General features: G+C 67.7%; 17 protein-coding genes. 10 read left to right on the top strand and 7 right to left on the bottom strand.

All coding sequences use genetic code 11. The features are described from left to right. Positions 1–58: 58 nt before the first annotated feature. The 4 genes from AC5JJ2_RS00615 (at position 59) to AC5JJ2_RS00600 (ending at position 5,007) form a co-directional block, all read left to right on the top strand. Positions 59–2,032, top strand: a complete 1,974-nt coding sequence (locus AC5JJ2_RS00615; protein WP_495856020.1) for a phospho-sugar mutase — start codon at positions 59–61, stop codon at positions 2,030–2,032. A 208-nt stretch (positions 2,033–2,240) separates the two neighbouring features. Further along, complete coding sequence (locus tag AC5JJ2_RS00610; protein ID WP_495856019.1) at positions 2,241–2,981, top strand: Rad52/Rad22 family DNA repair protein; 741 nt, start codon at positions 2,241–2,243, stop codon at positions 2,979–2,981. A gap of 111 nt (positions 2,982–3,092) precedes the next feature. After that, positions 3,093–3,488 (top strand): hypothetical protein, encoded by a 396-nt coding sequence (locus AC5JJ2_RS00605; protein WP_495856018.1) that lies wholly within the window; start codon positions 3,093–3,095, stop codon positions 3,486–3,488. A 76-nt stretch (positions 3,489–3,564) separates the two neighbouring features. After that, the gene (locus AC5JJ2_RS00600) at positions 3,565–5,007 is read left to right on the top strand and encodes an MFS transporter (protein ID WP_495856017.1); all 1,443 of its coding nucleotides are present in this window, start codon (positions 3,565–3,567) and stop codon (positions 5,005–5,007) included. A gap of 218 nt (positions 5,008–5,225) precedes the next feature. Here the strand turns inward: AC5JJ2_RS00600 and AC5JJ2_RS00595 are convergent, their stop codons facing one another. After that, the gene (locus tag AC5JJ2_RS00595) at positions 5,226–5,954 is read right to left on the bottom strand and encodes a UDP-2,3-diacylglucosamine diphosphatase (RefSeq protein WP_495856016.1); all 729 of its coding nucleotides are present in this window, start codon (positions 5,952–5,954) and stop codon (positions 5,226–5,228) included. Positions 5,955–6,108: 154 nt separating this feature from the next. Here AC5JJ2_RS00595 and AC5JJ2_RS00590 point away from each other — a divergent pair, with 154 nt between their 5' ends. From AC5JJ2_RS00590 to AC5JJ2_RS00565, 6 genes are all read left to right on the top strand, one after another. Continuing rightward, on the top strand, positions 6,109–7,389 hold the full coding sequence (locus tag AC5JJ2_RS00590) for a glycosyltransferase family 4 protein (protein ID WP_495856015.1): 1,281 nt from the start codon (positions 6,109–6,111) through the stop codon (positions 7,387–7,389). After that, positions 7,389–7,796 (top strand): acyl-CoA thioesterase, encoded by a 408-nt coding sequence (locus AC5JJ2_RS00585; RefSeq protein WP_495856014.1) that lies wholly within the window; start codon positions 7,389–7,391, stop codon positions 7,794–7,796. Before AC5JJ2_RS00590 ends, AC5JJ2_RS00585 begins: the two co-directional genes overlap by 1 nt. A 1-nt stretch (position 7,797) precedes the next feature. Then, positions 7,798–8,760 (top strand): prenyltransferase/squalene oxidase repeat-containing protein, encoded by a 963-nt coding sequence (locus AC5JJ2_RS00580; RefSeq protein WP_495856013.1) that lies wholly within the window; start codon positions 7,798–7,800, stop codon positions 8,758–8,760. 143 nt (positions 8,761–8,903) lie between these two features. Further along, positions 8,904–9,581 (top strand): ABC transporter ATP-binding protein, encoded by a 678-nt coding sequence (locus AC5JJ2_RS00575; RefSeq protein WP_495856012.1) that lies wholly within the window; start codon positions 8,904–8,906, stop codon positions 9,579–9,581. 1 nt (position 9,582) lies between these two features. Continuing rightward, positions 9,583–13,017 (top strand): ABC transporter permease, encoded by a 3,435-nt coding sequence (locus tag AC5JJ2_RS00570; protein WP_495856011.1) that lies wholly within the window; start codon positions 9,583–9,585, stop codon positions 13,015–13,017. Between the two features lie 2 nt (positions 13,018–13,019). Further along, positions 13,020–13,913 carry a Gfo/Idh/MocA family protein gene (locus AC5JJ2_RS00565; protein WP_495856010.1) on the top strand — a complete coding sequence of 298 codons (894 nt, stop codon included), beginning with the start codon at positions 13,020–13,022 and terminating at the stop codon, positions 13,911–13,913. Here AC5JJ2_RS00565 and mnmM read toward each other — a convergent pair. The 6 genes from mnmM to AC5JJ2_RS00535 form a co-directional block, all read right to left on the bottom strand. Next, on the bottom strand, positions 13,903–14,442 hold the full coding sequence (mnmM, locus tag AC5JJ2_RS00560; RefSeq protein ID WP_495856009.1) for a tRNA 5-(aminomethyl)-2-thiouridylate-methyltransferase MnmM: 540 nt from the start codon (positions 14,440–14,442) through the stop codon (positions 13,903–13,905). The genes AC5JJ2_RS00565 and mnmM overlap by 11 nt on opposite strands. 1 nt (position 14,443) lies before the next feature. Then, positions 14,444–15,487, bottom strand: coding sequence for an NAD(P)/FAD-dependent oxidoreductase (locus AC5JJ2_RS00555; RefSeq protein ID WP_495856008.1), 1,044 nt, complete (start codon positions 15,485–15,487; stop codon positions 14,444–14,446). After that, positions 15,484–18,975 (bottom strand): CRTAC1 family protein, encoded by a 3,492-nt coding sequence (locus tag AC5JJ2_RS00550; RefSeq protein WP_495856007.1) that lies wholly within the window; start codon positions 18,973–18,975, stop codon positions 15,484–15,486. Before AC5JJ2_RS00550 ends, AC5JJ2_RS00555 begins: the two co-directional genes overlap by 4 nt. A 5-nt stretch (positions 18,976–18,980) precedes the next feature. Beyond that, a complete protein-coding gene (locus AC5JJ2_RS00545) occupies positions 18,981–20,840 on the bottom strand; it encodes a CRTAC1 family protein (RefSeq protein WP_495856006.1) in 1,860 nt (619 codons plus the stop codon). A 21-nt stretch (positions 20,841–20,861) separates the two neighbouring features. Then, the gene (locus AC5JJ2_RS00540) at positions 20,862–24,068 is read right to left on the bottom strand and encodes a multiheme c-type cytochrome (RefSeq protein WP_495856005.1); all 3,207 of its coding nucleotides are present in this window, start codon (positions 24,066–24,068) and stop codon (positions 20,862–20,864) included. 160 nt (positions 24,069–24,228) lie between these two features. Continuing rightward, positions 24,229–24,606 (bottom strand): hypothetical protein, encoded by a 378-nt coding sequence (locus tag AC5JJ2_RS00535; protein ID WP_495856004.1) that lies wholly within the window; start codon positions 24,604–24,606, stop codon positions 24,229–24,231. Positions 24,607–24,673 lie beyond the last annotated feature (67 nt).

Genomic DNA, 24,673 nt, shown 5'->3' with positions numbered 1-24,673 from the left:
GTGGTTTTCGCCGAATAAGAAAAAACCACCGACACACCTGCCCCCCCAGGTTGCGGACATGGATTTGCTCGCTTCAATCAGCCACGGATTCCAAACCATCGACGCCGACGCGGCCCTCAAGGCGAAGGCCGCGCAGAACCTCGTGACGTGGCTGACGCACCCTGACTTCGCCGGCTACCGGCCGCAGTTGGAGAAGCTCGTCGCGGACAAGAAGTGGTCCGTCCTGCTCGACTCGTTCTACCAGGTCATGCCGTTCGGGACCGGCGGGCGGCGCGGGGCCGTCGGCATCGGGCCGAACCGGATGAACCTCTGGACCCTCGGCGCGAGCGTCCAGGGGCACTGCGACTACCTCAAAGCGAAGTTCCCCGGCGAATCGCGATTGCATGTCGTCCTCGCGTTCGACGTGCGGCAGTTCGAGGACAAGCGGGGCGTCTACGACAAGTCGCTGCCGAACCCGGTACTGCACCTCACGAGTCGGGACTTCTGCCAGCACGCGGCCGGAGTGTACGCGGCCAACGGCGTCCACTCGCACATCCTGCCGCCGGACAGCAAGAAGTACGTCGCCACGCCGGAATTGTCGTGGACGATCCGCTACCTGAAGGCCCACGGCGGGCTGAACATGACCGCCAGCCACAACCCGCCGGACGACAACGGGAGCAAGTTCTACGACGAGCGCGGGGCGCAGCCGGTCCCGCCGGAAGACCAGCTCATGAGCGAGTTCGTGGACCGGGCGGCGGCGATCAAGCACGTCCCGTTCGCGGACGCGGTGAAGGGCGGGAAGGTCCACTTCCTGGATGACGCCCCGCACCGGGCGTACATCGAGCTGTGCCGCAAGCAGAGCCTCGTCCCGCCGCCGCGGGCGGACGAAATCCGCGTCGTGTTCACGCCGCTGCACGGCGTCGGCGGGTTCTGTGCCGGCGAGACATTGGAAGCCGCCGGATTCAAGTACGTCCGCGTGCCGGAACAGGACGACCCGAACGGCCAGTTCCCGAACGTGACGAAGACGCCGAACCCGGAAGTGCCGGAGTGCCTCGACCGCGCCGAGGTCGTGGCGAAGGCGAACAACGCGCACATCCTGCTCGCGACTGACCCGGACGCCGACCGGCTCGGCGGGAAGGCGAACACGAAGCCGGACGGGACCGGCGACTACCGCTACCTCACCGGCAACGAGATTTGTTCGCTGCTCGCGCACTTCAAGTTGAGTCGCCTGGCCGCGGCCGGCGACCTGCCGCCGTCGCCGCTCGTCATCACCACGGAGGTCAGCACCGGCCAGCAGACCCGCATCGCCCGGCACTTCGGGGCACAAATCATCAACGACCTGCTCGTCGGGTTCAAGTACCACGCCGACGTGTTGTACCAACTCGAATCGACCGGCCAGTTCGGCGACGTGAAGGGGACGCCGAACGACTTCGTCATCGCGACCGAGGAGAGTCACGGCATCATCACGACGGCCGCCCTGCGGGACAAAGACTCGGCCGGAGCGGTGCTGCTACTTGCCGAGCTGGCGTTGCACCAGAAGCGGCAGAACGAGACGGTCGTGGATTACCTGAACGCGATCAACCGCCAGTTCGGGTACTTCCGCAACGAGGTCGTGAACATCGTCATGACCGGTCTCGAAGGGAAGATCAACATGACGAAGATGCTCGACGTCCTGCGGTCGAACCCGCCGAAGGAAATCGGCGGCACGGCCGTCGCCAGCGTCGAAGACCTCCGCGACGAGAACGGTCGGATGGGGCCGTTCAAGGGCGACACGGACAAGGCCGCCCGCAACTTCCTCATCTTCCGCCTCGCCCCGGCGAACGGGATTTCGGCGAAAGTCTGCCTGCGGCCGAGCGGCACGGAGCCGAAGGCGAAGGCGTACATCGAGACGAGCTGCGACCCGTTCAAGGCCGGCCAGACGCAGGCCCAGTGGGACGCGACCTGCTCCGCCGTGGACGCGACCATTCAGAAGCTCGCGACCGACTTCCTCGCGACTGCCCTCGCCACCGTCGGCATGACCCCCGCCCCCGGCGCGGACAAGCTCAGCCGTTAAGGCGGCAGCGAAACCGCCACCGCCGCCACCGCCACGGGGCTACCCCCGTGGCGGAATCGCCACTTGGGTTGACGCGACACCTACAATTCCTTTTCCCCTCACGCACGTCACACCCACCATCCCACGAAGGGTCGGCTACCGACCTCGCGATTTAAACTGAACGCCGGTACACTTTCACCATTACGGTTTCTCGGTGGAGGTGTTTCCCATGACCAGCAACAGCCGAACCATTACGGACGCGCTGTCCAGCCCGTTCGACCTGAAGGAAGTGAAGTTCAAGCCGCAGAGCGTGAAGGGCAACCGCGCCCTCGCGCTGGCTTACGTCGATGCCCGCGTGATCGAGGATCGGCTCGACGACGTGCTCGGCGTCGCCGGCTGGCAGGACGAGTACGAGACGCTCGCCGACGGGTCGGTCGTCTGCCGCCTGCGGCTGAAGATCGACGGCGAGTGGGTGACGAAAATGGATGTCGGTTCGCCGAGCGAACAGCCCGACGGCGGCGACCGGATGAAGGCCGCGTTCTCGGACGCGCTCAAACGCGCGGCCGTGAAGTTCGGCATCGGCCGCTACCTCTACCGGCTGCCGGCCACTTGGACGGACTACGACCCGGTGAAAAAGCAGTTCGCCTCGCCGCCGCAACTCCCGGCGTTCGCCCTGCCGAAGCCGAGGGGCAAGGTCAAGCCGGAGGCGGCGAAGTCGAGTTCGACCATGCCGGCCGACGGCCACGAGCTGCACCAGCGACTCCGGGACTACGACGCGAAGCTAGCCGCGCAGAAGCTCTGCGGCGTCGGGTCGTTGCTCAGCTACGTCGCGCAGGCGGGGCAGGACGCGGGGTTCGGCCCGGATTTGACGACCTGGGCCGGCCCGGCGATCCCGCTGGCCGTGGAAAAGGTGAAGGAGTTCGAGACGAACCTCCGGGCGAACCGGCCGGGGGCCAAGAGCGTGGCATGACGCCACGGTTGGGGGGGCCGCCCGCGGGAGGATTCAGCGGGCGGCAATTTTTTTGCGCAAGTCGGCCACGGGCGGGCGTTCCGTATCGGAAAACCGTACTTCGGTGGTCCCATGTACTCGCACCCCCTCAAACTCCTGACCCTCGCCGTCGCCGCGTTCTTGCTGGCGACCGGCCCCGCATCCGCCGGCTGGATCACGATTTCCAACGACACGAACCAGACGCTCATCTTGCAAGAGTCCGTCACGGTCAACGGCCAGGTGCGGAAGTGCAAGCCGTTGAAGCTGGCCCCCGGCGAGACGGTCCGCGAGTTCCGTCAAACGGGCGGGACGAAGTCGCTGACCGTCAGCGAGACGGGGCTGCTCGGTCGGCAGCTCTACGCCGGCGACCTGACCTGGAAGGACGACACGGCCTTCTCCATCCACAAGGACGCGGACAAGTTGAAGGTGACGGACGCCGCGACGCTGGCGGCGAAGGCGAAAGTGAAGGACGCGAAGAAGCCGAAGTGAATTCCTTTCGTTGCCGGGGCTGCCGCGTCACGCTAAAGTGTCGCGGAAGCCATCCCTCCCACCGGCAACCCTCTTCATGAACTCCCCATCTGATCAGGCCCCTACCAACTTCCGGTACGTCATCCTCGCGCTGCTCTGTCTGCTGGCCATGATTACGTACATGGACCGGGCCGCGAACGGCAGCGCGAAGGCCGCCATCATGACGGAGCTGAACGCCGACCGGCCCGACGACGACAAACTCAAGGTCGAAGACTTCTTCATCGTCCTCATGGCCTTTCAGATCGCTTACGCCATCTTCGAGGTCCCGTCCGGGTGGCTCGGGGACACGCAAGGGCCGCGGTCCACGCTGTTGCGCGTCGTCCTCTGGTGGTCGGTGTTCGTGTTCCTCACCGGCTTCACCGGCATGACCGTCCTCGGCGGGCTGTACGTCGGGTTCTGGGTGCTCGTCGGCATCCAGTTCCTGTTCGGCGTCGGCGAAGCGGGGGCGTTCCCGAACATCTCGAAGGCCCTCTACAACTGGTTCCCGGCGTCCGACCGCGGGTTCGCGAAGTCGGCCATCTGGATGAGCGCCCGGCTCATGGGCGGGTTGACCCCGTTCCTATGGGTCATCCTCACCACGTGGAACGTCGGCGGGATGCACCGCGACGGCGGCCTCGACTGGCGGGACGCGATGTGGCTATTTGCCGCCGTGGCGGCCGTGTGGGTCGTCGCGTTCTACTTCATCTTCACGAACCGGCCGGCCGTCGGGCCGCGGGTGAACGCGGCGGAGAAGGAGTTGATCGACCGCGGCCGGGACACCAAGCCCGGGCTGGTCCACATGCCGTGGGGCCGCATCTTCCGGTCGCGGAACCTGTGGGCCGTGTGCTTCATGTACGTGGTCACCAACTTCTGTTGGTACTTCCTGATGTACAACCACCCCGGCGCGATGAAGAAGCAATTCCCGGAATGGAACAACGAACCCACCGGCCGCGTTGCGCTCGCGCTGCTGAGCGGCGCGCCGCTGCTCGTCGGCATGGGCGGCTGCTACCTCGGCGGCGTCCTGTCGGACCGGTACATCCGGCGGACCGGCGACCGGAAGTGGGGCCGCAGGCTCTTCGGCATGATCGGCTACGGCTCGGCGGGCTGCTGCTACCTGCTCGCCATCGGCGGGAAGCTGTACGCCCCGGACAACGTGTGGGCGACGGCGATCCCGCTCATCCTCATGGGATTCTGCAACGACCTCATCATGGCCCCGGCATGGGCGACCTGCCAGGACATCGGCCGGAACTACGCGGCGACGGTCAGCGGCATGATGAACATGTTCGGCAACCTCGTCGGGGCGGTGACCGGCATCTTCGTGACCGGGATGATTATGACCGCGCACACGGTCAACGTCGGCACGGCCGATGAGAAGGTCGCCCCGTCGGGGTTCGTGGTGTGTTTCGCGATATACGCCGTCGTGTACTTCCTCGGCGTCGGGACGTGGATGTTCATCGACGCGAGCAAGCCGATCGTGCCGGACGACGACGCGGGCGGGTGATGGACGCATCGGGTTTTGGTTTTCAGGCCAACGGCCTGGGAGCGCTCAGCCCAGGGCAAGGGCCGCAGGCCCGCCGCCCTGGGTGGGGACCGCAACCACCCCGCAGGCTGAAAGCCTGCGAGCGGCGAACATGTTTCCGCGGGAGGCTCCCGCGCCCAGGGCGTTGCCCTGGGCTGAGCGCTCCCAGGCTTTCAGCCTGAAAACCAACATCCAAACCCTCACGCCGGGACCGCGACGAGCTGAGGCCGCTCCACCGGCACGAGCGCCTCGGTAAACAGCCGCACCTCGACGCGGCCGTTCTCGACCGTCAGGTAGTGGCACGGCTTCTCCGTCCAGCACCCGCTGTTGAAGTACCACACGTCGCCGGCGCGGTTCGCCGTCGCGACGTGGGTGTGCCCGCAGCAGACGATGTCGCACGCCTTCGATTCCGCGTACTGGATCGACTCCCCCTCGATCTTGGCCGTGCAGCGGAGGAACAGCTTGCTGCTCCGCTTCGCCCACCGCGCGAACCCGTGCGTCGGGTCGATCTTCTGCAACAGCCGGTACACCCAATCCGCGAACCACGTCGTGATGCGATACTTCTCGATGAAGTCGTCGAACCGGTGGCCGTGCAGGAACAGCGCCCGCTTGCCGCCGGTGCTGATCTCGTACTCGTCCACGACCTCGACGCCGAGCAGGTGCGACACGACGTCGGACGGGCCGTCGTGGTTGCCGTTGATCCAGACGATTTCCAGTTCGTCGGACATCTTGCGGATGAGCGAGAGTACCTTCCAGTGATGTTTCTTCAGCCGGCGGAAGTCGATGGAGTCGAACACGTCGCCGTTGAGAATCAACCGGCGGGTCGGCAGGTCGCCGTAGCGGACGGTTTCGAGGAACCGCACGAGCGATTCCGCCTGGCAGTTGTCGCTGCCGAGGTGCAGGTCGGAAATGACGATCGCATCGAGCATGGCGTACCTCCGTTCACTACTACAATTCTCGGCCCCGGCCGCACCCGCGGCGTAAGACTCCCGTGAATGGGCGGTGAAGATTCCGTGTCGGCCGCGGTGTAAGGTCCGGCCCGGCGGCGGGTAGCGTCCGTAAGATGACGGCGGAGGGCGGGGCGTGCGGATCGCGTTCATCACGGCCGGGGCGGCGGGCATGTACTGCGGCAGTTGCATGCGCGACAACACGCTCGTCGGCGCGCTCAACAAGCTCGGCCACGACGCCCTGCTCATCCCGACGTACACCCCCATCACGACCGACGAAGAAGACCGCAGCCAGAAGCGGGTCTTCTTCGGCGGCATCAACGTCTACCTCCAACAGAAGTCGTGGCTGTTCCGGCACACCCCGTGGCTGACGGACCGACTGCTCGACTTCCCGCGGCTGCTGCGGTGGGTGTCCCGGTTCGCGGCCCGCACGCCGTACTCCGAACTCGGGGCGCTGACCGTCTCGATGCTGCGGGGCGACCACGGGTTCCAGAAGAAGGAAGTGGCGAAGCTCGTCGAGTACCTCCGCGACGAAGTGAAGCCGGAAGTCGTGCTGCTGACGAACGCGCTGTTGTCCGGCATCATCCCGCCGTTGAAGGCGGCGCTCGGCGTGCCGATCCTGGTGACGCTGCAAGGGGACGACATCTTCCTCGACGCGCTGCCCGTGAAGGATCGGGAGGAGGCGATCAAGCTCATCCGCGAGAACCTCCGTGATGCGACGGCGACGCTCTCGACGAGCCGGTACTACGAGGCCCACATGCGGGACTACCTCGGCCTCGTCAACCTGCCGTCGCACGTCGTCTACCCCGGCATCAACCTCAAGGGCCACGGCGAACGGCCGGCCTCCGACGACCCGCTCCGCATCGGCTACTTCGCCCGCATCGCACCGGAGAAGGGGTTCCACAACCTCGTCGATGCGTTCGTCAAGATTCGCCAGACGCCCGGCACGCCGGACGTGAAGCTGAAGGCGTCCGGCTGGCTCGGCGAGAACAACCGGGCCTACTACGAGGAGCAGGTGAAGAAGCTGACGGCCGCCGGCGTGGTGGAGCATTTTGAACACGTGGAGAGCGGGGACCACGCGGCGAAGGTGCGGTTCCTGCAATCCGTCGATGTCCTTTCCGTGCCGACGACGTACCGTGAACCGAAGGGCCTGTACGTGCTGGAGGCGTGGGCCAACGGCGTGCCGGTCGTGCAGCCGGCGCACGGGTCGTTCCCGGAACTGCTGGAACCGACCGGCGGCGGCAAGCTCGTCCCGCCGAACGACCCGGCGGCGCTCGCGGAAACGCTGGTCGAGCTGCTGCGAGACCGCGAGGCCGCCCGCGCGATGGGCCGCCGCGGCCGGGAAGCGGTGCATTCCCGCTTCACCGCCGAGCAGATGGCCCGCGACACCGTCGCCGTGCTGGAGACGTACACCTGATGGCCGAGCCGTTCAGCATCACCCGCCGGGTCGAGTTCGGCGACACGGACATGGCCGGGATCATGCACTTCGCGAACTTCTTCCGGTTCATGGAGGTCGCGGAGACGGCGTTCCTCCGCAGCCGCGGGCTGTCCGTGGCGTGGACCGACGGCGGCGCGGGCTACGGCTTCCCCCGCGTGTCGGCCGCGTGCGACTTCGCGAAGCCGCTGCGGTTCGAGGACGAGGTGACGATCCACGTCACGGTCGAGAAGGTCGGGAAGAAGTCCGTCAGCTACCGGTTCGCGTTCAGCAAAGACGGGCAGCCCGTCGCCGAGGGCCGCATGTCCGGCGTGTACTGCCGCAAGACCGCCGGCGGCATCGAGTCGCTCGACATCCCCGCCGAAATCCGCGCCAAGTTGGAGGCGTGAGGTGAACGCGGAACCGTACCTCACCCGGCTGACGGCGCAGCTCATCGACGGCGTCGAGAAGTTGCCGGACGACGTCCGCACCCGGCACGCCGAGTATTTGCTCACGAAGCAGCGGCCGGACGGCGGGTGGCCCGGCCGCGAGGGCGGCAGCGACCTGTACTACACCGGGTTCGCCCTCCGCTCGCTCGCCGTGCTGCAAGCCCTCGACGAGAAGGTGTGCGGCAACGCCGGGAACTTCCTGCGGTCGAAGCTGACGCAACCGGCCGGGGTGGTCGATTTCTTCTCGCTGCTGGTGTCGTGCTACCTCGTGCCGCTCGGCGGCGGGCCGGACGTGTTGGCCGAGTCACCGCCGGACTGGCGGGACCGCGTGTGTGCGATGCTCGAATCGTTCCGCACCGCCGACGGCGGGTACGGCAAGGTCCCCGGCGCGGCCGGCGGTAGCACGTACACCAGCTTCCTCGTCGCCCTCTGCCTGCAACTGCTCGACCGGGAGATTCCGAACCTCGATTCGCTCGTGAAGTTCGTCCTCGGCCGGCAGCGCGACGACGGCGGGTTCGTCGAGATCGCGCCGATGAAACGGAGCGGCACGAACCCGACCGCCGCCGGCGTCGGCGTGTTGCAGATCGCCGGCGCGCTGACCGACGACCTGCGGGCGAAGCTGATCGAGTTCCTCGTCCAATTGCCGACGCCGATGGAGGGCGGGTTCCGCGCGAACGACCGCATCCCGGCCGCGGACTTGCTCTCGACGTTCACCGGGGCGTGGACGCTCGACCAGCTCGGCGGCCGCGGCCGGCTGAACCTGCCCGCGATCCGCGACTACGCCGAGTCGTGCGAGGTGCCGACCGGCGGGTTCCACGGCGGCCTGTGGGACGAGGGGACCGACGTGGAGTACACCTTCTACGGCCTCGGCACGCTCGCCCTCACCGCCGACGTGCCGCCGACGCCGGGGGCGTTCTCTAAATAAATTCTCGTCCCGAACCTCCGGTTCGGGACGCCTCGCCGCAAACCTCTGGTTTGCGAACATCGGCGGCCGCAGCCGCTTCTCCGCCGCAAACGAGACGTTTGCGGCGTCGCATCCCGAACCGGAGGTTCGGGACGAGGGTTCTTATGCCGCTGACCGTCACCGATCTTCACAAATACTACCCCACCCGTTCCGGGCAACTCGCCGTGATCGAAGGTGTTACCTTCTCTTTGAAGGAAAACGACGCCATTGCCATCATGGGGCCGTCCGGGTCCGGCAAGAGTACGTTGTTGCACATTCTTGGCACACTAGACAAGCCGACGCGGGGCACGATCGATGTTGATGGGCAAAACCCATTCGCGCTGGACGACACCGCCCTCGCGAAGTTCCGCAACGAGCGGATCGGCTTCATCTTCCAGGACCACCATCTGTTGCCGCAGTTCAACGTGCTGGAAAACGTGCTGATTCCGACGCTCGTGAATCCGAATCGCGACATTGCCGCGTTGGAAACGACGGCCCGACAGTTGCTCGACCGCGTCGGCCTCGCGGCCCGGCTCGACCACCGCCCGGCGGAGTTGTCCGGCGGAGAGCGGCAGCGTGTCGCCATCGCGCGGGCGCTCGTCCAGAAGCCGCGACTGGTCCTCGCCGACGAACCGACCGGCAACCTCGACCGCAAGAACGCCCAAGCCGTCGGCGAGTTGCTTCTTGAGTTGCACAAACAAGAAGGCACGATGCTAATCGCCGTGACACACAGTTCGGAGCTGGCGCGAAGCTTCCCGATCCGCGGAGCCATGCACGATGGCCGCCTTGTGGGGGATTCGTGACGTGCTTACCGCTCGCGCCCTCCCCTGGCGGAACCTAACGTACCACTGGCGGGGCAACCTCGCCGTGCTGCTCGCCGCCGTCCTGAGCGCGGCCGTGCTGGCCGGGGCGCTGTTCGTCGGCGACTCGCTCCGCGGCAGCCTGCGGGCGCGGGCCGAGCGGCAGCTCAACGGCGTGACCGCCGCCTGGACCGGCAACCGCCTCATCCGCACCGCCACGGGGAAAGAGTCAGGGGCGGTTCCGGCGCTCGTGCTGCAAGGGTCGCTCACGAACGAAGCGGCCGCCGAACCTGTGACCGTGCCGCGGGTCGTCGTCATCGGCCTCACGCCGGACGGGTTCGAGCAATTCGGATTGAAGCCGCCGGCCGCGGGCGGCGTCAAAGCCGTCGTCGGGTCGCGGGTCGCCGACAAGGGTGCCGCGAAGGCCGGCGACAAGTTGCGACTCTCGGTGCAACAATTCTCCAGTGTGCCGCGGTCGTCGATCCTCGGCAATCGCAACGCGGACGACACCGCGGTCGGGTTCGACCTCACCGTCGGCGAGGTTCTGCCGCCCGACCACCCGGCGAACGACTTCGGCCTGCTCCCGAACCCGGAACCGGTCCTGAACGTCTTCGTTCCGCTCGAACAACTCCAACGACGTATCCTCAAGGACAACCCGGACCGCGTGAACGCCCTCTTCGCGTTCGGCCCGGACGCGGCGGCGGTGAACGCGGCCCTCGAAAGTAAGCTCGACCTGCCTGACTGGGGCTTGCGGCTCCGCACCCGCCGCGACCCGCCGACCGGCAACCGCGTGCCGGACCGCAACCTGCCCTACGTCTCGCTCGAATCGGACCGCCTGTTGCTCGAACCCGCAGTGCTGGACGCCGCCGAGTTCGCCGCGAAGGAACTCGGTCTGCGAACGTCGCGCACGACCGCGTACCTGGCCATCGACATCGCCTACGGCAAGAAGGTCATCCCGTACTCGATCGTCGCGGCCGTCGATCCGTCGGCCGCCACGCCACTCGGCCCGTTCCAACCGGACGGCCCGCCGCTCGCCGACGACGAGATCGTCTTGGCCGACTGGCCGGAGTCGCCGCTCCGCGACGCGAAGCCGGGCGACACGATCACGCTCAAGTTCTTCGCCCCGGACGTGGAGAGCGGGGAGAAAACCGTCACCGCCGAGTTCACGCTCCGCGGCACGATCCCGCTCGCCGGCGTCGCCGCCGACCCGACGCTGACCCCGCCGTTCCCCGGCATCACGGACAAGCTCGACATCGCGACGTGGCAGCCGCCGTTCACGTTCGACCGCACGCGGATTCGGCCGAACGACGTTCACGACAAATTCTGGAAGGACTACCGCACCACCCCGAAGGCGTACCTCAACCGGGCCGCGGGCGAGAAGTGGTTCACCAGCCGGTTCGGGAACGTGACCTCTTTGCGCATCGCCCCGGCCGCCGGACAGACGCCGGTGCAAGCCGCCGGGCAGCTCGCGACCGCGATGCGGGCGAAGCTCACGCCCGCGAGTGGCGGCATCGTCGTCGAGGACGTGCGGCAGCGGCTGCTCGCCGCCAGCCGCGGCGGGACCGACTTCGGCGGCCTGTTCCTCGGGTTCAGCCTGTTCCTGATCGTCTCCGCGCTGTTGCTCGTCGGCCTGATGTTCCGGCTGAACGTCGAGCGCCGGGCGAAGGACGTGGGCGGGTTCCTCGCGGCCGGCTACACGCCGCGGGCCGTGCTGCGGATGCTGCTCGCCGAGGGGCTGATCGTCTCCGCCGTCGGCGCGCTCGTCGGCGTCGGCGTCGCGGTCCTGTACTCACGGCTGCTGCTCACGGTCATCACCGACCTGTGGCCCGACCCGACGGTGCGGACGTTCCTGCAACCGCACACCTCCGTAAGTAGCGCCGCCCTCGGATTCGTGCTGACCCTGCTGATGACCGGCCTCACGATCTGGCTCGCGGTGCGGAAGCTGGTCCGCGTCGCCCCGCCGACGCTCCTTCGTGGACAGGTGGACGTACAGGAACCGGAAACGGCGACGCGCCGAACGTGGGGCACAGTCCTGCTCGTCGGCTGCCTCGTCGCCGCCGTCGCCGCGCTCTGCGGCGGGGCGTTCGTGACGAACCCTGACTTCCGCGCCCTCAGCTTCTTCGCGGGCGGCGGCCTCTTGTTCGCCGCCGGGCTGATCCTCGTCCGCCGCTGGTTGACGGCCACGCATTCCCTCGCGAAGTCGGTCGCCGACCTCGGCGTCCGCAACGCCGGGCGGTTCCCCGGCCGCAGCGTGTTGACCGTGTTCCTGATCGGCTCCGCGACGTTCCTGCTCGTCGCCGTTGAGAGCTTCCGCCGCAACCCGGAACGGGACTTCGCGGACAAGCACGGCGGCAGCGGCGGGTTCAACCTGCTGCTCGAAACCGACGTGCCGCTGTTCAACCGGCTCGACCAGAGGGCCGGGCAGGACGACGTGCTGACCGGCCTCGACGCCTACTTTCAGCGGCAGGCCGAGAAGGGGGGTGCGGACAAGAACACGCTCCTCGCCGACGCGCAGGCGAAGCTGAAGGCGATCACCGCCGGTGTGCCGCTCCGCGTCGTCCGCGGCGACGACGCGAGCTGTCTGAACCTCTACCAGGCCGGCCGGCCGCGGCTCGTCGGCGTGCCGGACGACCTGATCGAACGCGGCGGGTTCCGATTCATGATGACGGAATCGCACGACGGCCCGAACCCGTGGGTGCTTCTCAAGAAGCCGCAACCGGACGGCGCGGTCCCGGTGTTCGCGGAACAGAACACGGTCATGTGGATGCTCAAAACGAGCGTCGGCGGAACGGTGGACGTGGCCGACGAATCAGGTCTACTCGTGACGTGCCGGATTGTCGGCACGTTCCAGGACAGCGTCTTCCAGAGCGAACTCGTCATGGCCGACGAGTATCTGCGGAAGCTCCACCCGCGCGAGGAAGGCTTCCGCATGTTCCTGATCGACACGAAACCGGAGGACGCGGACGCGGTGGCGAAGTTGCTCACCGCCGGCCTCGCGGGCAGCGGCGCGGCCGTGACGCCGAGCCGCGAGCGGGTGGCGGCGTTCCAGGCCGTCGTCGGCACGTACCTGACCACGTTCCAACTCCTCGGCGGCCTCGGCCTGTTGCTCGGCCTGCTCGGCCTCGCCGTCGTCATCCTTCGCGGCGTGTGGGAACGCATCGGCGAACTCGCGCTCCTGCGGGCGTTCGGCTACACCCCGGCGACCGTCCGGTCGCTCGTCCTCCGCGAGAATCTCGTCCTCCTCGCCCTGGGCGTCGCCCTCGGCCTCGTCGCGGCCATCGTCTCCGTGCTGCCGCACCTCGCGCTCGGCGGGCGTTTGCCGTGGGTCGGCGGCGGCATTTTGTTGGTCGCCGTCTTCGCCGTGGGTATCATCGTGGTCTGGCTCGCCACCCGCGGCGCGGCCCGCGTCCCGCTGCTCGCCGCCCTTCGCAAGGAGTGACCATGATCCGCCTCGGCATCCTCGACTTCGACACGTCCCACGCCGTCGAGTTCACCAAGCGGCTGAACCACATCGACATCGCGCAAGAGCAATGGGTCGCGGGGGCGAAGGTCGTCGTCGGTTGCCCCGGCGAGTCGAAGTTGTCGCCGGAGCGCATCCCCGAGTACACGGAGAAGATGAAGAAGTACGAGGTTCCGCTCGTCGAGAAGCCGGAAGACATGATCGGCAAGGTGGACGCGATGCTGATCGAGGCGGTGGACGGGTCGGTCCACTGGGAGCGGGCGAAGCCGTTCCTGGAGGCCGGGCTGCCGTGCTTCGTGGACAAGCCGTTCGCGTGCTCCGTCGAGGACGCGAAGAAGATGATCGACCTGGCGGCGAAGAAGAAGGTCGCGCTGTTCAGCTCGTCGTCGCTGCGGTACGCGGCGGAGGTCGTGAACTACGTCAACGACCCGAAGCACGGGAAAATCCTCGGCTGCTTCTCGTCCGGCCCGGCGTCGCTTCACGAGCGGAACCCCGGCCTGTTCCACTACGGCATCCACGCCGTCGAGGTGCTGTACACGCTCATGGGGCCGGGGTGCGAGCGGGTCACCTGCGCCCACCAGAAGGACGTGGACGTGGCGACCGGGACGTGGAAGGACGGCCGCGTCGCGACCGTCCGCGGCAACCGCGCCGGCGGCGGCTCCTACAGCTTCACGGCGTTCGCGGAGAAGGGGTCGTTCACGTCGAACGTCGGCACGGGCGTCATCTACCGAGAGCTGTTGAAGAAGGTCGTCGAGACGTTCGCGACCGGGAAGCCGCCGATCGACGTGGCGGTGACGCTGGAGATCGTGGCGTTCATCGAGGCGGCGAACAAGAGCGCGGCCAACCACGGGGCCGTCGAGACGCTCAAGACGTAGCCTTCCGTGCGACGAACAGCACCGGCGACACGGGCGACGACGAGGCGGGCGTTTCTGCGACGCCGTGCCGGCGAAGGTGGTCGCGGACGGCGTCCGCTTCCGCGAGGCCGCCGGGGTGGCCGCGATAGGCGACGACGGTGAGTACGCCGCCGTTGCGAAGGGCCGACCACGCGGCGTCGAGCGCCGCGAGAGTGGAGGCCGTTGTCGTCGTCACCACCTTGTCGCCGCCGGGCAGGTAGCCGAGGTTGAACATCACGGCCGCGACGCCGCCAATCACTTCACGCGGAAGCAATTCCGTCATCCGCGCGTGATCGCCTTGAATGAGTGTGACGTTCACGCGCGAAACTGCCCCGACCCGTCGAATCGCTTCCGCTTGAACGTCGAACCCGAAGACCCGACCCGTCGGCCCGACGAGCCGCGCGAGGAACGCCGTGTCGTGCCCGTTGCCGACGGTCGCGTCGATGACCACGTCACCGGTCCGAAGGTGTTCGCGAACGGTTTCGTGGGCCAGCTCCGTGAAAGCGGCCATGTCAGCGGCCCAGGAAGGATCGCAGCTCGACGTGCGGCTCGATCGCCCCAACGCCCTGAATCGCGTCGGCCAACTGGCGGGCGAAGAACGGGGCCATGAGCGCCCCCTTGGAACTGAGGCCGTTGAACACGCCGACCCGCGGGCGGTCCGGCAGGAAGCCGAGGACCGGCTTTCGCTCGTCCACGACCGGCCGCACCGCCGCGACGTGGTCGATCACTTCAAAGGCGAGTCGGAGGAACGCGCGGAGCCGGGAGCAGATTTCGTCCCGACCCGCGGCCGTCGGCGCGTGGTCGAGGCGGTCCCGGTCGTAGGTCGCCCCCGCGCGGAACAGCCCGCCGCCGAGCGGGAGCAGCCACACGCCGCGGTTGACGACGCGGTCCTCGGTCAGCCCCGGCACGCGGAGGGTGAGGATTTCGCCCTTCGCCGGGACGAATTGCACGCCACGGAACAACGGGTTCTCGCGCATCCAGAACCCCTGACAGAAGACGACGAACTTCACCCGCAGGTCGAGCCTCGGAACGGTTACTTCATCGTCACTAATCCGTAAATCTTCGGCCGTGATCGAAGCGACTTGGAAGCGGTCCGCGAACGCGACTCGCGACAACCGGAGGTAGTCCGCGACGCGGATGCGGGCCGCGTCCGTCATCTCGAACCCGCCATGCGGCTGATCGAACTGGCTGTCCGCCAGCGGCGGCGACGGGTCGCGGACGGTTTCCATCGCCGACCGCTTTTTCTCGAACCGCACGCGCTCCACTTCTGACTGATAGAGCCGCACCGCGGGCCGTCGCGAAAAGAGGTCGGCGTTCGCCTCCTGCTCGACGCGGCGGTAGTACGGCTCGGCCGCGGCCAGGAACTCGGCGTACCGCCACGCCGGGGCCAGCCGCTTGCCCGTGACCGGCGTGAGAAGCCCGGCCGCGATCTTCGACGCCGTGACCGGCTCGTCGCGGTCGATGACTTGGACCGCAAGCCCGCGCCACCGTAGTTCCCACGCGAGCGTCGTCCCGGCGAGGCCCGCACCGACGATTAGCACGTCGTAGGCCGTCATCGCGTGCCGACCGGGCGGGTGTTCCAGGCGCGGTCGTACTCGAGATGGTGCGGCGGGGTCTTGCCCCGCGCCCCGTCCGGGTAGCTCGCCATCGCGCGGAACGGCAGCGGGCCGACCTCGCCGAACGTCGCCGTGAACGGGGCCGCGTCCTTGCAGTACCCGTGCGACCGCAGCACGAACGACCGGACGTGCCCGGCCGGGACCGGCGGCAGCTTCGCCGCGTCGAACTCGATTACGACCTCGTCGCCGGGGCCGCAGATCGCGAACCGGTCGTCGAGGGACGTGAGCAGTTCCGTCACGTCGCCGAGCCGCGTGAGCTTGCCGCGCCAGCGGGTGAACGCGACCGGTTCGAGAATCACGTCGTCGTACTCGGCCGGCGACTTGCCGGTCGGGAAGACTTCCTTCGCGAACCCGCGGCGGTCGAGTTTCGCGGCCGTCACCGGCAGTGGGTGGATCGGCGACGCGGGTTCCGCGACGGCCAGTTCGACCTTGTCCCAGTAGACGTGCATGTTCGTGCGGATGCGAAGGCGGCACGCCTTCGCCCCGGCGAGGCCCGTCACCGGCGAAGTCATCACCCGCGGCAGCCCGGCCGGGAACCCGATGTCGCCAACCACCTGCCACGTTCCGGCCGCCCACTTCTCCAGCACCGGCGGCTTCATCGGCACGCCGGCCTGGGCCGCGCCGAAGATCGTCTCCGGGTAGGCGTAGTCGGTCCACCCGGCGAGTACGAGATGCAGCGGCGCGTCGGCCGGCAAGTTCGCCAGTTGATTGCCGAAGTCGAGTTCGACGAAGTGCTCTTCCGCGAACCCGTGCCACCCGCGCTTACGGAACCCGTCGGCCGTTTTGCCGTCGCGGGCGGTCAACACGGCCGTCACGTCCCGCCCGCGGTGATCGACGGTCGCGACCGGCGAAAGCCGGCGGCGGAACGCCAGCACCTGCTGCGTCGGCTGAGGGTCGGCGGTCGCGAACCGCTCGTCCGGGAACACGACCGTCTCGGCCGGGTGGTCCACCACGTCGAGCCGCAGGTGGTCGAGGTACATCAACTCGTCCATCGGCTCGGCGAGCTTCAGCACGTACCGGCCGTTATTCATCGCCAGTTGGTCCGGCTCGATCTTGACACTCTCCTCCGGTCGCGGCGGGCGGGTACTGCCGTCCGCGCCGAGTTCGCCCATCGACCCGGCGCCGAGGATGTCCGTCACGTACCGAAATTTCGTGCCGTCCCAGGTGAACAGCACCGGGCACGACGACGGCCGCCGGTCAGTCTCCGGCACGCGAAGGGTGGCGCACGTCGCGACATCGACCTCCGCCTGCGGCACAACGTCCGGCCACGCGATGCGGATGGCGTGGGCCTTGTCCGTCTTCCCGATCCCGAACTCCAGCGGCAGCCGCGACTGGCCGAGGCCGGCGGTCAGCGTCGTGTTCTCGATCAGCGTGTGGACGCGGCCGGTGTACGCCGTCACCTTCGCGCCGACGGCGTCGTGGTTCGTGCGGGCCGCCTCCTTGTCCCGCTTGCCGGAGAGTTGCAGGCGGAACCCGCGGTTCGCGGTCCCCTGGTTGCGGTAGACGTGCAGCCCGTCCTTCGCGGACCACACGACGAGGTCGTTGTGGCAGTCGCGGTCTATGTCGCACGCGGCCACGGCAAGGGCGTCCGGCACGTCCACGATGCTCGCAACCTTCAGCGTGCCGTCGTTGCGGAGCAGGACCGGCTTCCGCTCGGCCGACAAGCCGACGAGGTCGGTCCGGCCGTCGTGGTCGAGGTCGATGGCTTGAGCTTGTAAGAGTGCGGGCGAATCCGTGTCGGAAGCCGCGAACCGGCCGGCCGTGTCGTTGCCGACGTGGTCGGCGGTCGAGGCGTACACCGCCGGCTTCGCCTTGCCGGAGAGCAGCGCGAGGTCGGACTGCTCGTCGCCGTTCAGGTCGAAGACCAGCCCGCCGGTCCAGTCGCCCGCGGCGGCATGAATCGCGGCCCCGCGGCGGAACCGCAAGAGGCGGTCGTTCAGCACGACGACCGGCGGCTGGTTCTCGACCAGCACGATCGCGTCCACGTCACCGTCGTTCTCCACGTCGGCGGTGACGACCCCGACGACCGGGCCGGCCACGGCGAACGCCGGGTGCTCGAACCGCTTGAACTTCACCGTCAGCGGCAGTTGCTGGTTCGGCGGCGCGGGCGGGGCCTCGCCGACGTTCAGGAACACGACCGCCTCGCCGTCGCCCTTGCCCGGCGTTTGCTCGTGCTTCGCGAGTAGCAAGTCGAGGTCGCCGTCCTGGTCGAGGTCGAGCCACGCGGCCGCGAGGAACCGGCCGGTCAGCTTGTCGAACCCGGCCGCGGCGGTCACGTCCTCGAACCGTTTGCCGTCCGCGTTGCGGAGCAGTTTCACGCCGGTTTCGGTCGTAAGGATCAAGTCCGTGGTCCCGGAGTTGTCGAAGTCGGCCGCGGACGCGCCGAGGCTGGCCGTCCCGGCGAGGCCGAGGCTCGTCGTCACGTCTGTGAACTTCTCCCCGCCGTCGTTGTGCAGCAACACGTCGGCCAGCTTGCCATTTCGAGTGACGGCCGAGAGCAACAAGAAGTCGGGCTTGTCGTCGCGGTCGTAGTCGAGCCGGACCATCGTGCCACCGAACCGCTCGCGGACGGCCTTCGCCCCGCCCTCGACGGTCGCGGCCCATGTCGTGTTCGGCTCCAGCGTCACGCGGGCGCTGTTCGTCGGCTCGAACGCCGGGAGCGGCGGCAGAGGCGGCTTCGCCGTCGCGTCGATCCCGATGGGCGTGCCGTAACGGCCGAGTTTCGACGGCTTCGTGTCGGCCGTCCGCTCCCACAGGTTTGCCCGCAGGGCGGTGATCTCGTCCTGCATCTGCGCCCGCACTTTCGGGTCGCTGGTCGCGGCGTGCCCGGCGAGCGAGAACCGGGCCGTCGTCAGGTACGGGTCCAGCTTGACGGCCTTCTCGAACGCCTCCCGCGCCGCGGCCGAGTCCTCGCGGTCGGGGAGTGTGAACCCGTAGAAGTACCACGCATAGGCGTCGTTCGGATCGACCTCGGTGACGACCTTGAAGTGTTTGTTCGCGGCGTCCGGCTCGCTTCGGTAGAAGTAGATGATGCCGAGGCAGTGGTTCGCGTAGGGGTTCCGCGGTTCGGCCTTCAGGATGGCCTTGAACACGTCGATGGCCTGGTCGATCTTCTTCTCGTCGGCGGTGAAGAACAGCGACATGCCGTGGTTGATCTTCGGCGTTAGCCACGACGGGGCGAGTTTCATTGCCGTGGCGAACTGCTCGGCGGCATTCTCGAACCCGGACTTGCCGTACTCCTTCGCGTCGTACTTTTCGAGGAACCCGATGCCGCGGGCGTTCGCGGCCTCCGCCGCCTCGCGGTCCTCGGCCTTCGTCCCGCGAAACTGCGAGTAGATCACGCCGCCGACGATCAACAATACAAGGAGTAGCCCGCCGAACACGAGCGGCGCGCGGGACCGTTGCGGGGGAGGGGAGGGGTCATTCATGTATGTCACTTCTCCCCTTCGCGGAGGGTGTGGGTCTTGTCGGCCGCGAGGTTCGTCCACTCCTGCGGCTTGCCGTCCTTGCCCGGCCAGCGGACGGTCACCTTCTCCACTTTCGTCGCCTTGCCGAGGCCGAGCGTGACCGGGAACTCGCTCTGGCTCAGGTAGCCCCGCGCCCCGGCTACGGTCCGCTCGACCGTCACGCCGTCGATCACGGCGGTGACCCGCGCGCCGATGGCCGACCGGTTCCCGGCCGTGCCTTCGAGTCGCAGGCGGACGTAATGGTGACCGAGCTTCGTGTCGTTCCGCAACAGGCGGGCCTCGCCGCCGTTGCCGACGATCGCGACGTCGAGGTCTCCGTCACCGTCGTAGTCGAGGTACGCGCACCCGCGGCCGACGAGCGGCTTCAACAGGTCGTCGCCGCACTTCTCCCTCGGCACGGGTTCGTACACCGGCTTGTCCTCGCCCGTGTTCCAGAACAGTTGGGCCGGTTGCAGGTAGCTCTGGCCGCCCTGGATTTTCGCGATCTCCGGCTCGATGTGGCCGTTCGCCAGGAACAGGTCGAGGCGGCCGTCGAGGTCGTAGTCGAAGAAGAACGCGCCGAACTTCAGCGGCTGGCGGCTCGGCGCGGACAGGCCGACCGGCAGCGACGTGTCGGAGAACCGAAGTCCTTCTTCCTTCAGCGTGCGGTGCAGGAACGTCACCGGCTCCTGCGCGAAGTTCGCGACGACGACGGCGGACTTGCCCGGCCGGTACTCGCCGCAGTCGATGCCCATGCCGCCGCGGGGCCGGCCGTCGTCCGGGTAGGCGGCGTTCAGCAGGACGCCGACCTCCTTGAACGCCCGCGTCCCGTCCGGGCCGGGCTGGTTGTGGAAGAAGAAGTTGCGGACCGTGTCGTTCGCGACCATCAGGTCCGGCCAGCCGTCGTTGTCCGCGTCGAACGCAATCACTCCGAGCGACTTCGCCACGTTCCGCACGCGGTCGTTGCGGTTTAGCCCCTCGGCTTCCGTCACCTGAACGCCGGCTTGTTGGGACACGTCTGAGAATTTCTTCCCATCGAAGTTGCGGAAGAGCCAACACTGGCTGCCGTTGTAGTCTCGCGGCTGGTTGAAGGAGCGCGTCACGCCGGTGGCCGTGCTGTTGATGCTGAAGTCCGCGACCGGCGACCACGAGACGTAGGAACAGACGAACAGGTCGAGCTTGCCGTCGCCGTCGTAGTCCACGAACGTCGCGCTCGCGCCGAACGGGATCGGCCTGTCCCACTTCAGGAACTCGGCCCACGACGCCTTCGGCAGTTCCCCACCGCCGCCGACCCCGGCCGCGGCCGTCACGTCCGTGAACTTCTTGCCGCCGTCGTTGTGGAACAGGTGGTGCTTGCCGACGCAACTGACGAACAGGTCCGGGTAACCGTCGTTGTCGAAGTCGCCGACGGCCGGCCCCATGCCGTACATCGGCGTCGTGAACCCCATCCGCTCGCCCACGTCCTCGAACGTGCCGTCCCCCTTGTTGCGGTAGAGCTTCGGCAGGGCCTTCGGGTTGTCGGCCTCGTGGCCGGGCCACGGGCAGGAGTTGACGAAGAAGAGGTCTTGCTTGCCGTCGTTGTCGAAGTCGATGACGGCCACGCCGCCGCCCATCGTCTCGGGCAGGAGCTTGCTGCCGGTCATCCCGTTCTCGTGCTTGAACGCGATGCCGGCCGCCGTCGTCACGTCCGTAAACTTCACCTCCGGCACGTCCCGCTTCTCGCGGGCCGTGGACTGGCCGATCTCCGGGTCCTTGTACGGGACCGGGGCGGCGGTGAAGTGCCGGTACGCGAAGAACCCGCCGACCCCGAGCAGGGCGACGAGAGCGAGGATCAGAACCGCACGCATGATGAACCCTGGGGAGGAGGATTATTGCAGTTCGCCGGTCTTGAGAATCTTGTCGCGGTGCGCGGCCGTGGTCGGGTAGATGACCCGATCCCGCGCGGCGTAGTTCGCGGCCGGGTTCTTCTGGCCGTAGATTTGCCGGGCCGTCGAGCGGGCGATCTCGTCCGGCTTGTAGATCAGGTGGAACTCGCGGTGCATGGCCGACAGCACCGCGGCCGCCGCCGCCTTCAACTCCGGGTCCGGCGTGTCGAACGCCGGGCGGATCGACTTGTACAGCGCCCGCATCGCCGGGAGCTTCGGCGAGTCGAGGTTCGGCGGCAGCTTGCTCGCCTCCTGGAGGCTCAGCAGCAGCATCCGCGCGGACGTGAGGCGGTGGGCCTTGGCCGCGTTCGCGTCCGTCAGGCCGAGGGCCGCGTAGGACACGTCGTGGATCGTCGGCAACTTATCGAGCGTCAGCGTCGGGATGCCCTTCTCGGACGCGAGGGCGTCGAACGACTGCTTCAACTGGTCGTGGGCCTGCACGTCCTCGCTCTCGTACTTCAGCACCTGCTCGGCCGCCTCGATCGACCGCTCGACGAACCGCCGGTACGCGTCGGACCCCTCGGCCTCGAACTGCCGCCGCTTGAACAGGCGGTTCGCGAGCAGGTTCCAGATCACGTAGTCCTGGGTGAAGTCGAACCCGCGGTCGGTCGGCTGGTTGAACCGGTTGACGATCCGCTCCAGGTCGGCGATGGCCTTGTCGAGGTCCTCCGGCTTCGTCGCGTTCTCGCTGTTGACGACGGCGTTCAGCCACGCCCGCGTCCACCACGGCACGGCCGGCTCGACCTTCCCGGCGAGGTCGAGCTGCTTCGCCGCCTCGTCGAGGCGGCCCTCGTCGATGTAGACGCGGGCGAGGTTCATGTGCCCGTTGCCGGTGGCCTCCGGGATGTTCAGCGTCACCAGCTTCTGGAACGCGGCCTCCGCCTGGCGGAAGTGGCCCCGCTTGTTGCCGGCCCCGCCCTCGATGAGATGCGCGATGCCGTAGTCGTTCCACCGCTGCCACCCGGCCTTGATCGGCGACGTTTGCTCCGGAACTTTCTCCGCGACGCCCTTCACCGGTAGCGTCACCTTGTCCGCACACATGTCCACGATGGGCAGCGTCGGCATCGGCCGGCCGATCTGCTTCGACACGTAGTCCATGTACTCCTGGTCGAACTTCCGGTACCGCACACGGATCGAAAGCTCGACCGGGCCGGCCACGTCCTTCGGCACGTCGAGCCTATAGCGGACGACGTTCGCCGCCCCCGGCGGGATTTGCTTGTCGTAGAACGGCGTGAAGATGTCCTGCGGGTTGCGGCGGTTGATGCGGTTCCCGTTGCGGTCGAGCATGTGGACGTTGACGTAGTGCGCCCACCGGTCCACCTCGCCGGTGTCGTCCGGTCCGGCCATGCCGCCGCTGCGGGCGATTTCCTTGCCGTTCGCGGTCGCGCGGAAGTCCACCCAGATTTCGTTCGAGTCCACCGTCCCCTGGCTGAAGTGGTGGCCGATCACGAGCGTGCGGATCACGGCTTCGACCGTGTACGTCTGCCCTGGCTCCAGCACCGGCAGCGTCGGGCGGATGACCTGCAGCTTGTCCGCCTCGGTCGTGACGCCGGGCTTGAGGCCGAACAGGTCGATGCGGAGCCGCTTGTCCTTCCCGTCTGGGTCCACGCCGGTGAGGAAGTCGGTGTGCTCTTTGATCGCCTTGTCGAGGCCGGGGGTCAACTCCTTGTACCGCGGGTCGTCCTTCAGAATCGTCGGCAGGCCGGTGTTCGCGGCCGGGAAGAGGTGGTTGTGGTTCTTCGGCTTCCCGCTGCCGTCGAAGTCCTTCGCCCCGAAGTTCGTGGCGATGTCCACGACTTCCTTCAAGTTCATGTGGCAGGACGCGCAGTTCTCGAACGCCTTCGCCGGGTAGTAGAAGCTCCGCGCGCCGCGGCCGGACGCGCCGCTCAGGTGGTACGAGTCGTGGTGGTTCTGCCCGCGGAGGAAGTCCTTGTAGTGGTTCAGCTCCGCCGGCAGCGACACCTTGTGGCACGTCGAGCAGAAGTCGGCCGACTTGTGGAACGACTTCAGGAACGTCTTCTTGTGAACGTCCGGCTTCGCCTTAATCATCTGGTTGCTGAGCGCCCGCATCGTCGAATTAGAGCTGAACGCGAACGGGTAGTGGTTGGACGCTTCGATCGTGTACGCGCCGTTGCCGGTCGTGTCGTGGACGTGGGTGATGGCGTGGCACGACACGCAGGTGACCCCGGCGTGGGCCGTCGGGTGGTTGGCCATGTCGAACTTCGGGTCGTCGAACGCGCCGCTGAAGAACGGGGCCGGGTCGTGGCAGCCGGCGCACCACCGGCTGGCCTGGACGTTGCCGTCGCGGAGCTGGGCGTAGTCGCGTGTTTCCTTCACGCTCGCCAAGTACGCCGGGTTGTTGAACGAGCTGAACTTGTGCGCGGAGTGCAGGTGGTCGTTGTAAATCTCCTGGTGGCACTGCATGCAGTACGTGTCGCTCATCAGCAGGTCGGCCGGGATGAACTTGCCGTCGGCGGTGCGGGCGGACGACGGGTGGAAGTACTTCTCGCCGTCCTTCGGCCCTTCCGCGAACCACCGCTGTGGCGTCATGCTGTGGAGGACCGTCATCCCGCCGACGAACGCGGCGACGCCGAGGCCCCACATTTTCGCGTACTTCCACCGGATCGCCGGGCCCTTGCGGCGGTGGGCGACGTAGACGAACACGGACGCGACCGGGACGACGACGTGCAGCCAGTACACGACCGACCGCGGGAGCGTGCCGGTGGCGAGCTGCGGCAGCCCCTCGAACTGGAACAGGGCCAACCCGGTGACGCCGATGACGAGGCCGAGGGCGAACAGCCAGAGGCCGCGGCGGATGGCGGCCTTGTTCGACAGCTTGCTCCCCTTCTTGAAGTGCCACACGCCGAAGACCACGAACGGGACGAGGACGAGGACGCCGACGATGCCGTGGGCGAGGAACATCCAGAGGGTGAACGTCGTCGAGTAGGTGACGCCGCGGGCGCGGTTGACCCAGTCGAGCAGGCTGACGGACCCGAGGTACGCCCCGCTCGCGCCGAGGACGGCGACGGCGGAGAACACCAGGAACAGCAGCACCCACAGGGCGGGCGTCAGCGTCTCGGGCGGGACCCACTTCGGCCGCTTCGGTCGGGCCGCGACCGCCGGCTGGTCCGGGTTGTTGGGGAGGCTCATGGGAACACTTCGGACGAGGAAAGGATGAGGATGGCGCGAACGCGCACGGGTATTATCTCAATTCCGCGGCGGCGCGGCCGGATGAATTACTCGTAGTCGCCGGGACGGAACGGGTTCCACCACGACGCACGGCCGAGCCTTTGCGAAGAATCGAGGGGCGTTAGCGGGACCGCGGCGGGTGGAACGGAAGTGATGGCGAAGCGACAGGCTCGCCGAACGAGTCGGGAATGGCCGAGGTGAAGTCGCGGGTCAGGTTCATGAGGAACGGCGCGACGGCCGCCGCCCACTCTTGAGACGACGGAGCGGGACCGGATGGGGCCGAGGGGGGTAGATCGGTCGGGGCAGGAGAAGCCGAACAATTTGGGCCGTGACACGGCTTCGGGGCGACCGGGTCCGCGTCGTCCGGCGCGGCGTGGCTCAGCGTCAGCATCGGCTCGCCGCACCCGGCCGTCGCGACGCCGGGGGACGCGAACGCCCACGCCGCGACGAGAACCGTCGCGACCGCGAACCGACCCAGGTTGGAGAGCGCGTGAGTCATGGCCTTGCGAGTCGAGCCTACGATCTAGATGGTAACCCCCGGCGTAGGACAGTCAATCATCATTTTC

This window comes from Limnoglobus sp. (assembly GCF_059499385.1).
Note: the sequence above shows the minus strand (reverse complement) of the source record. Positions and strands in the feature narration are given on the sequence as shown.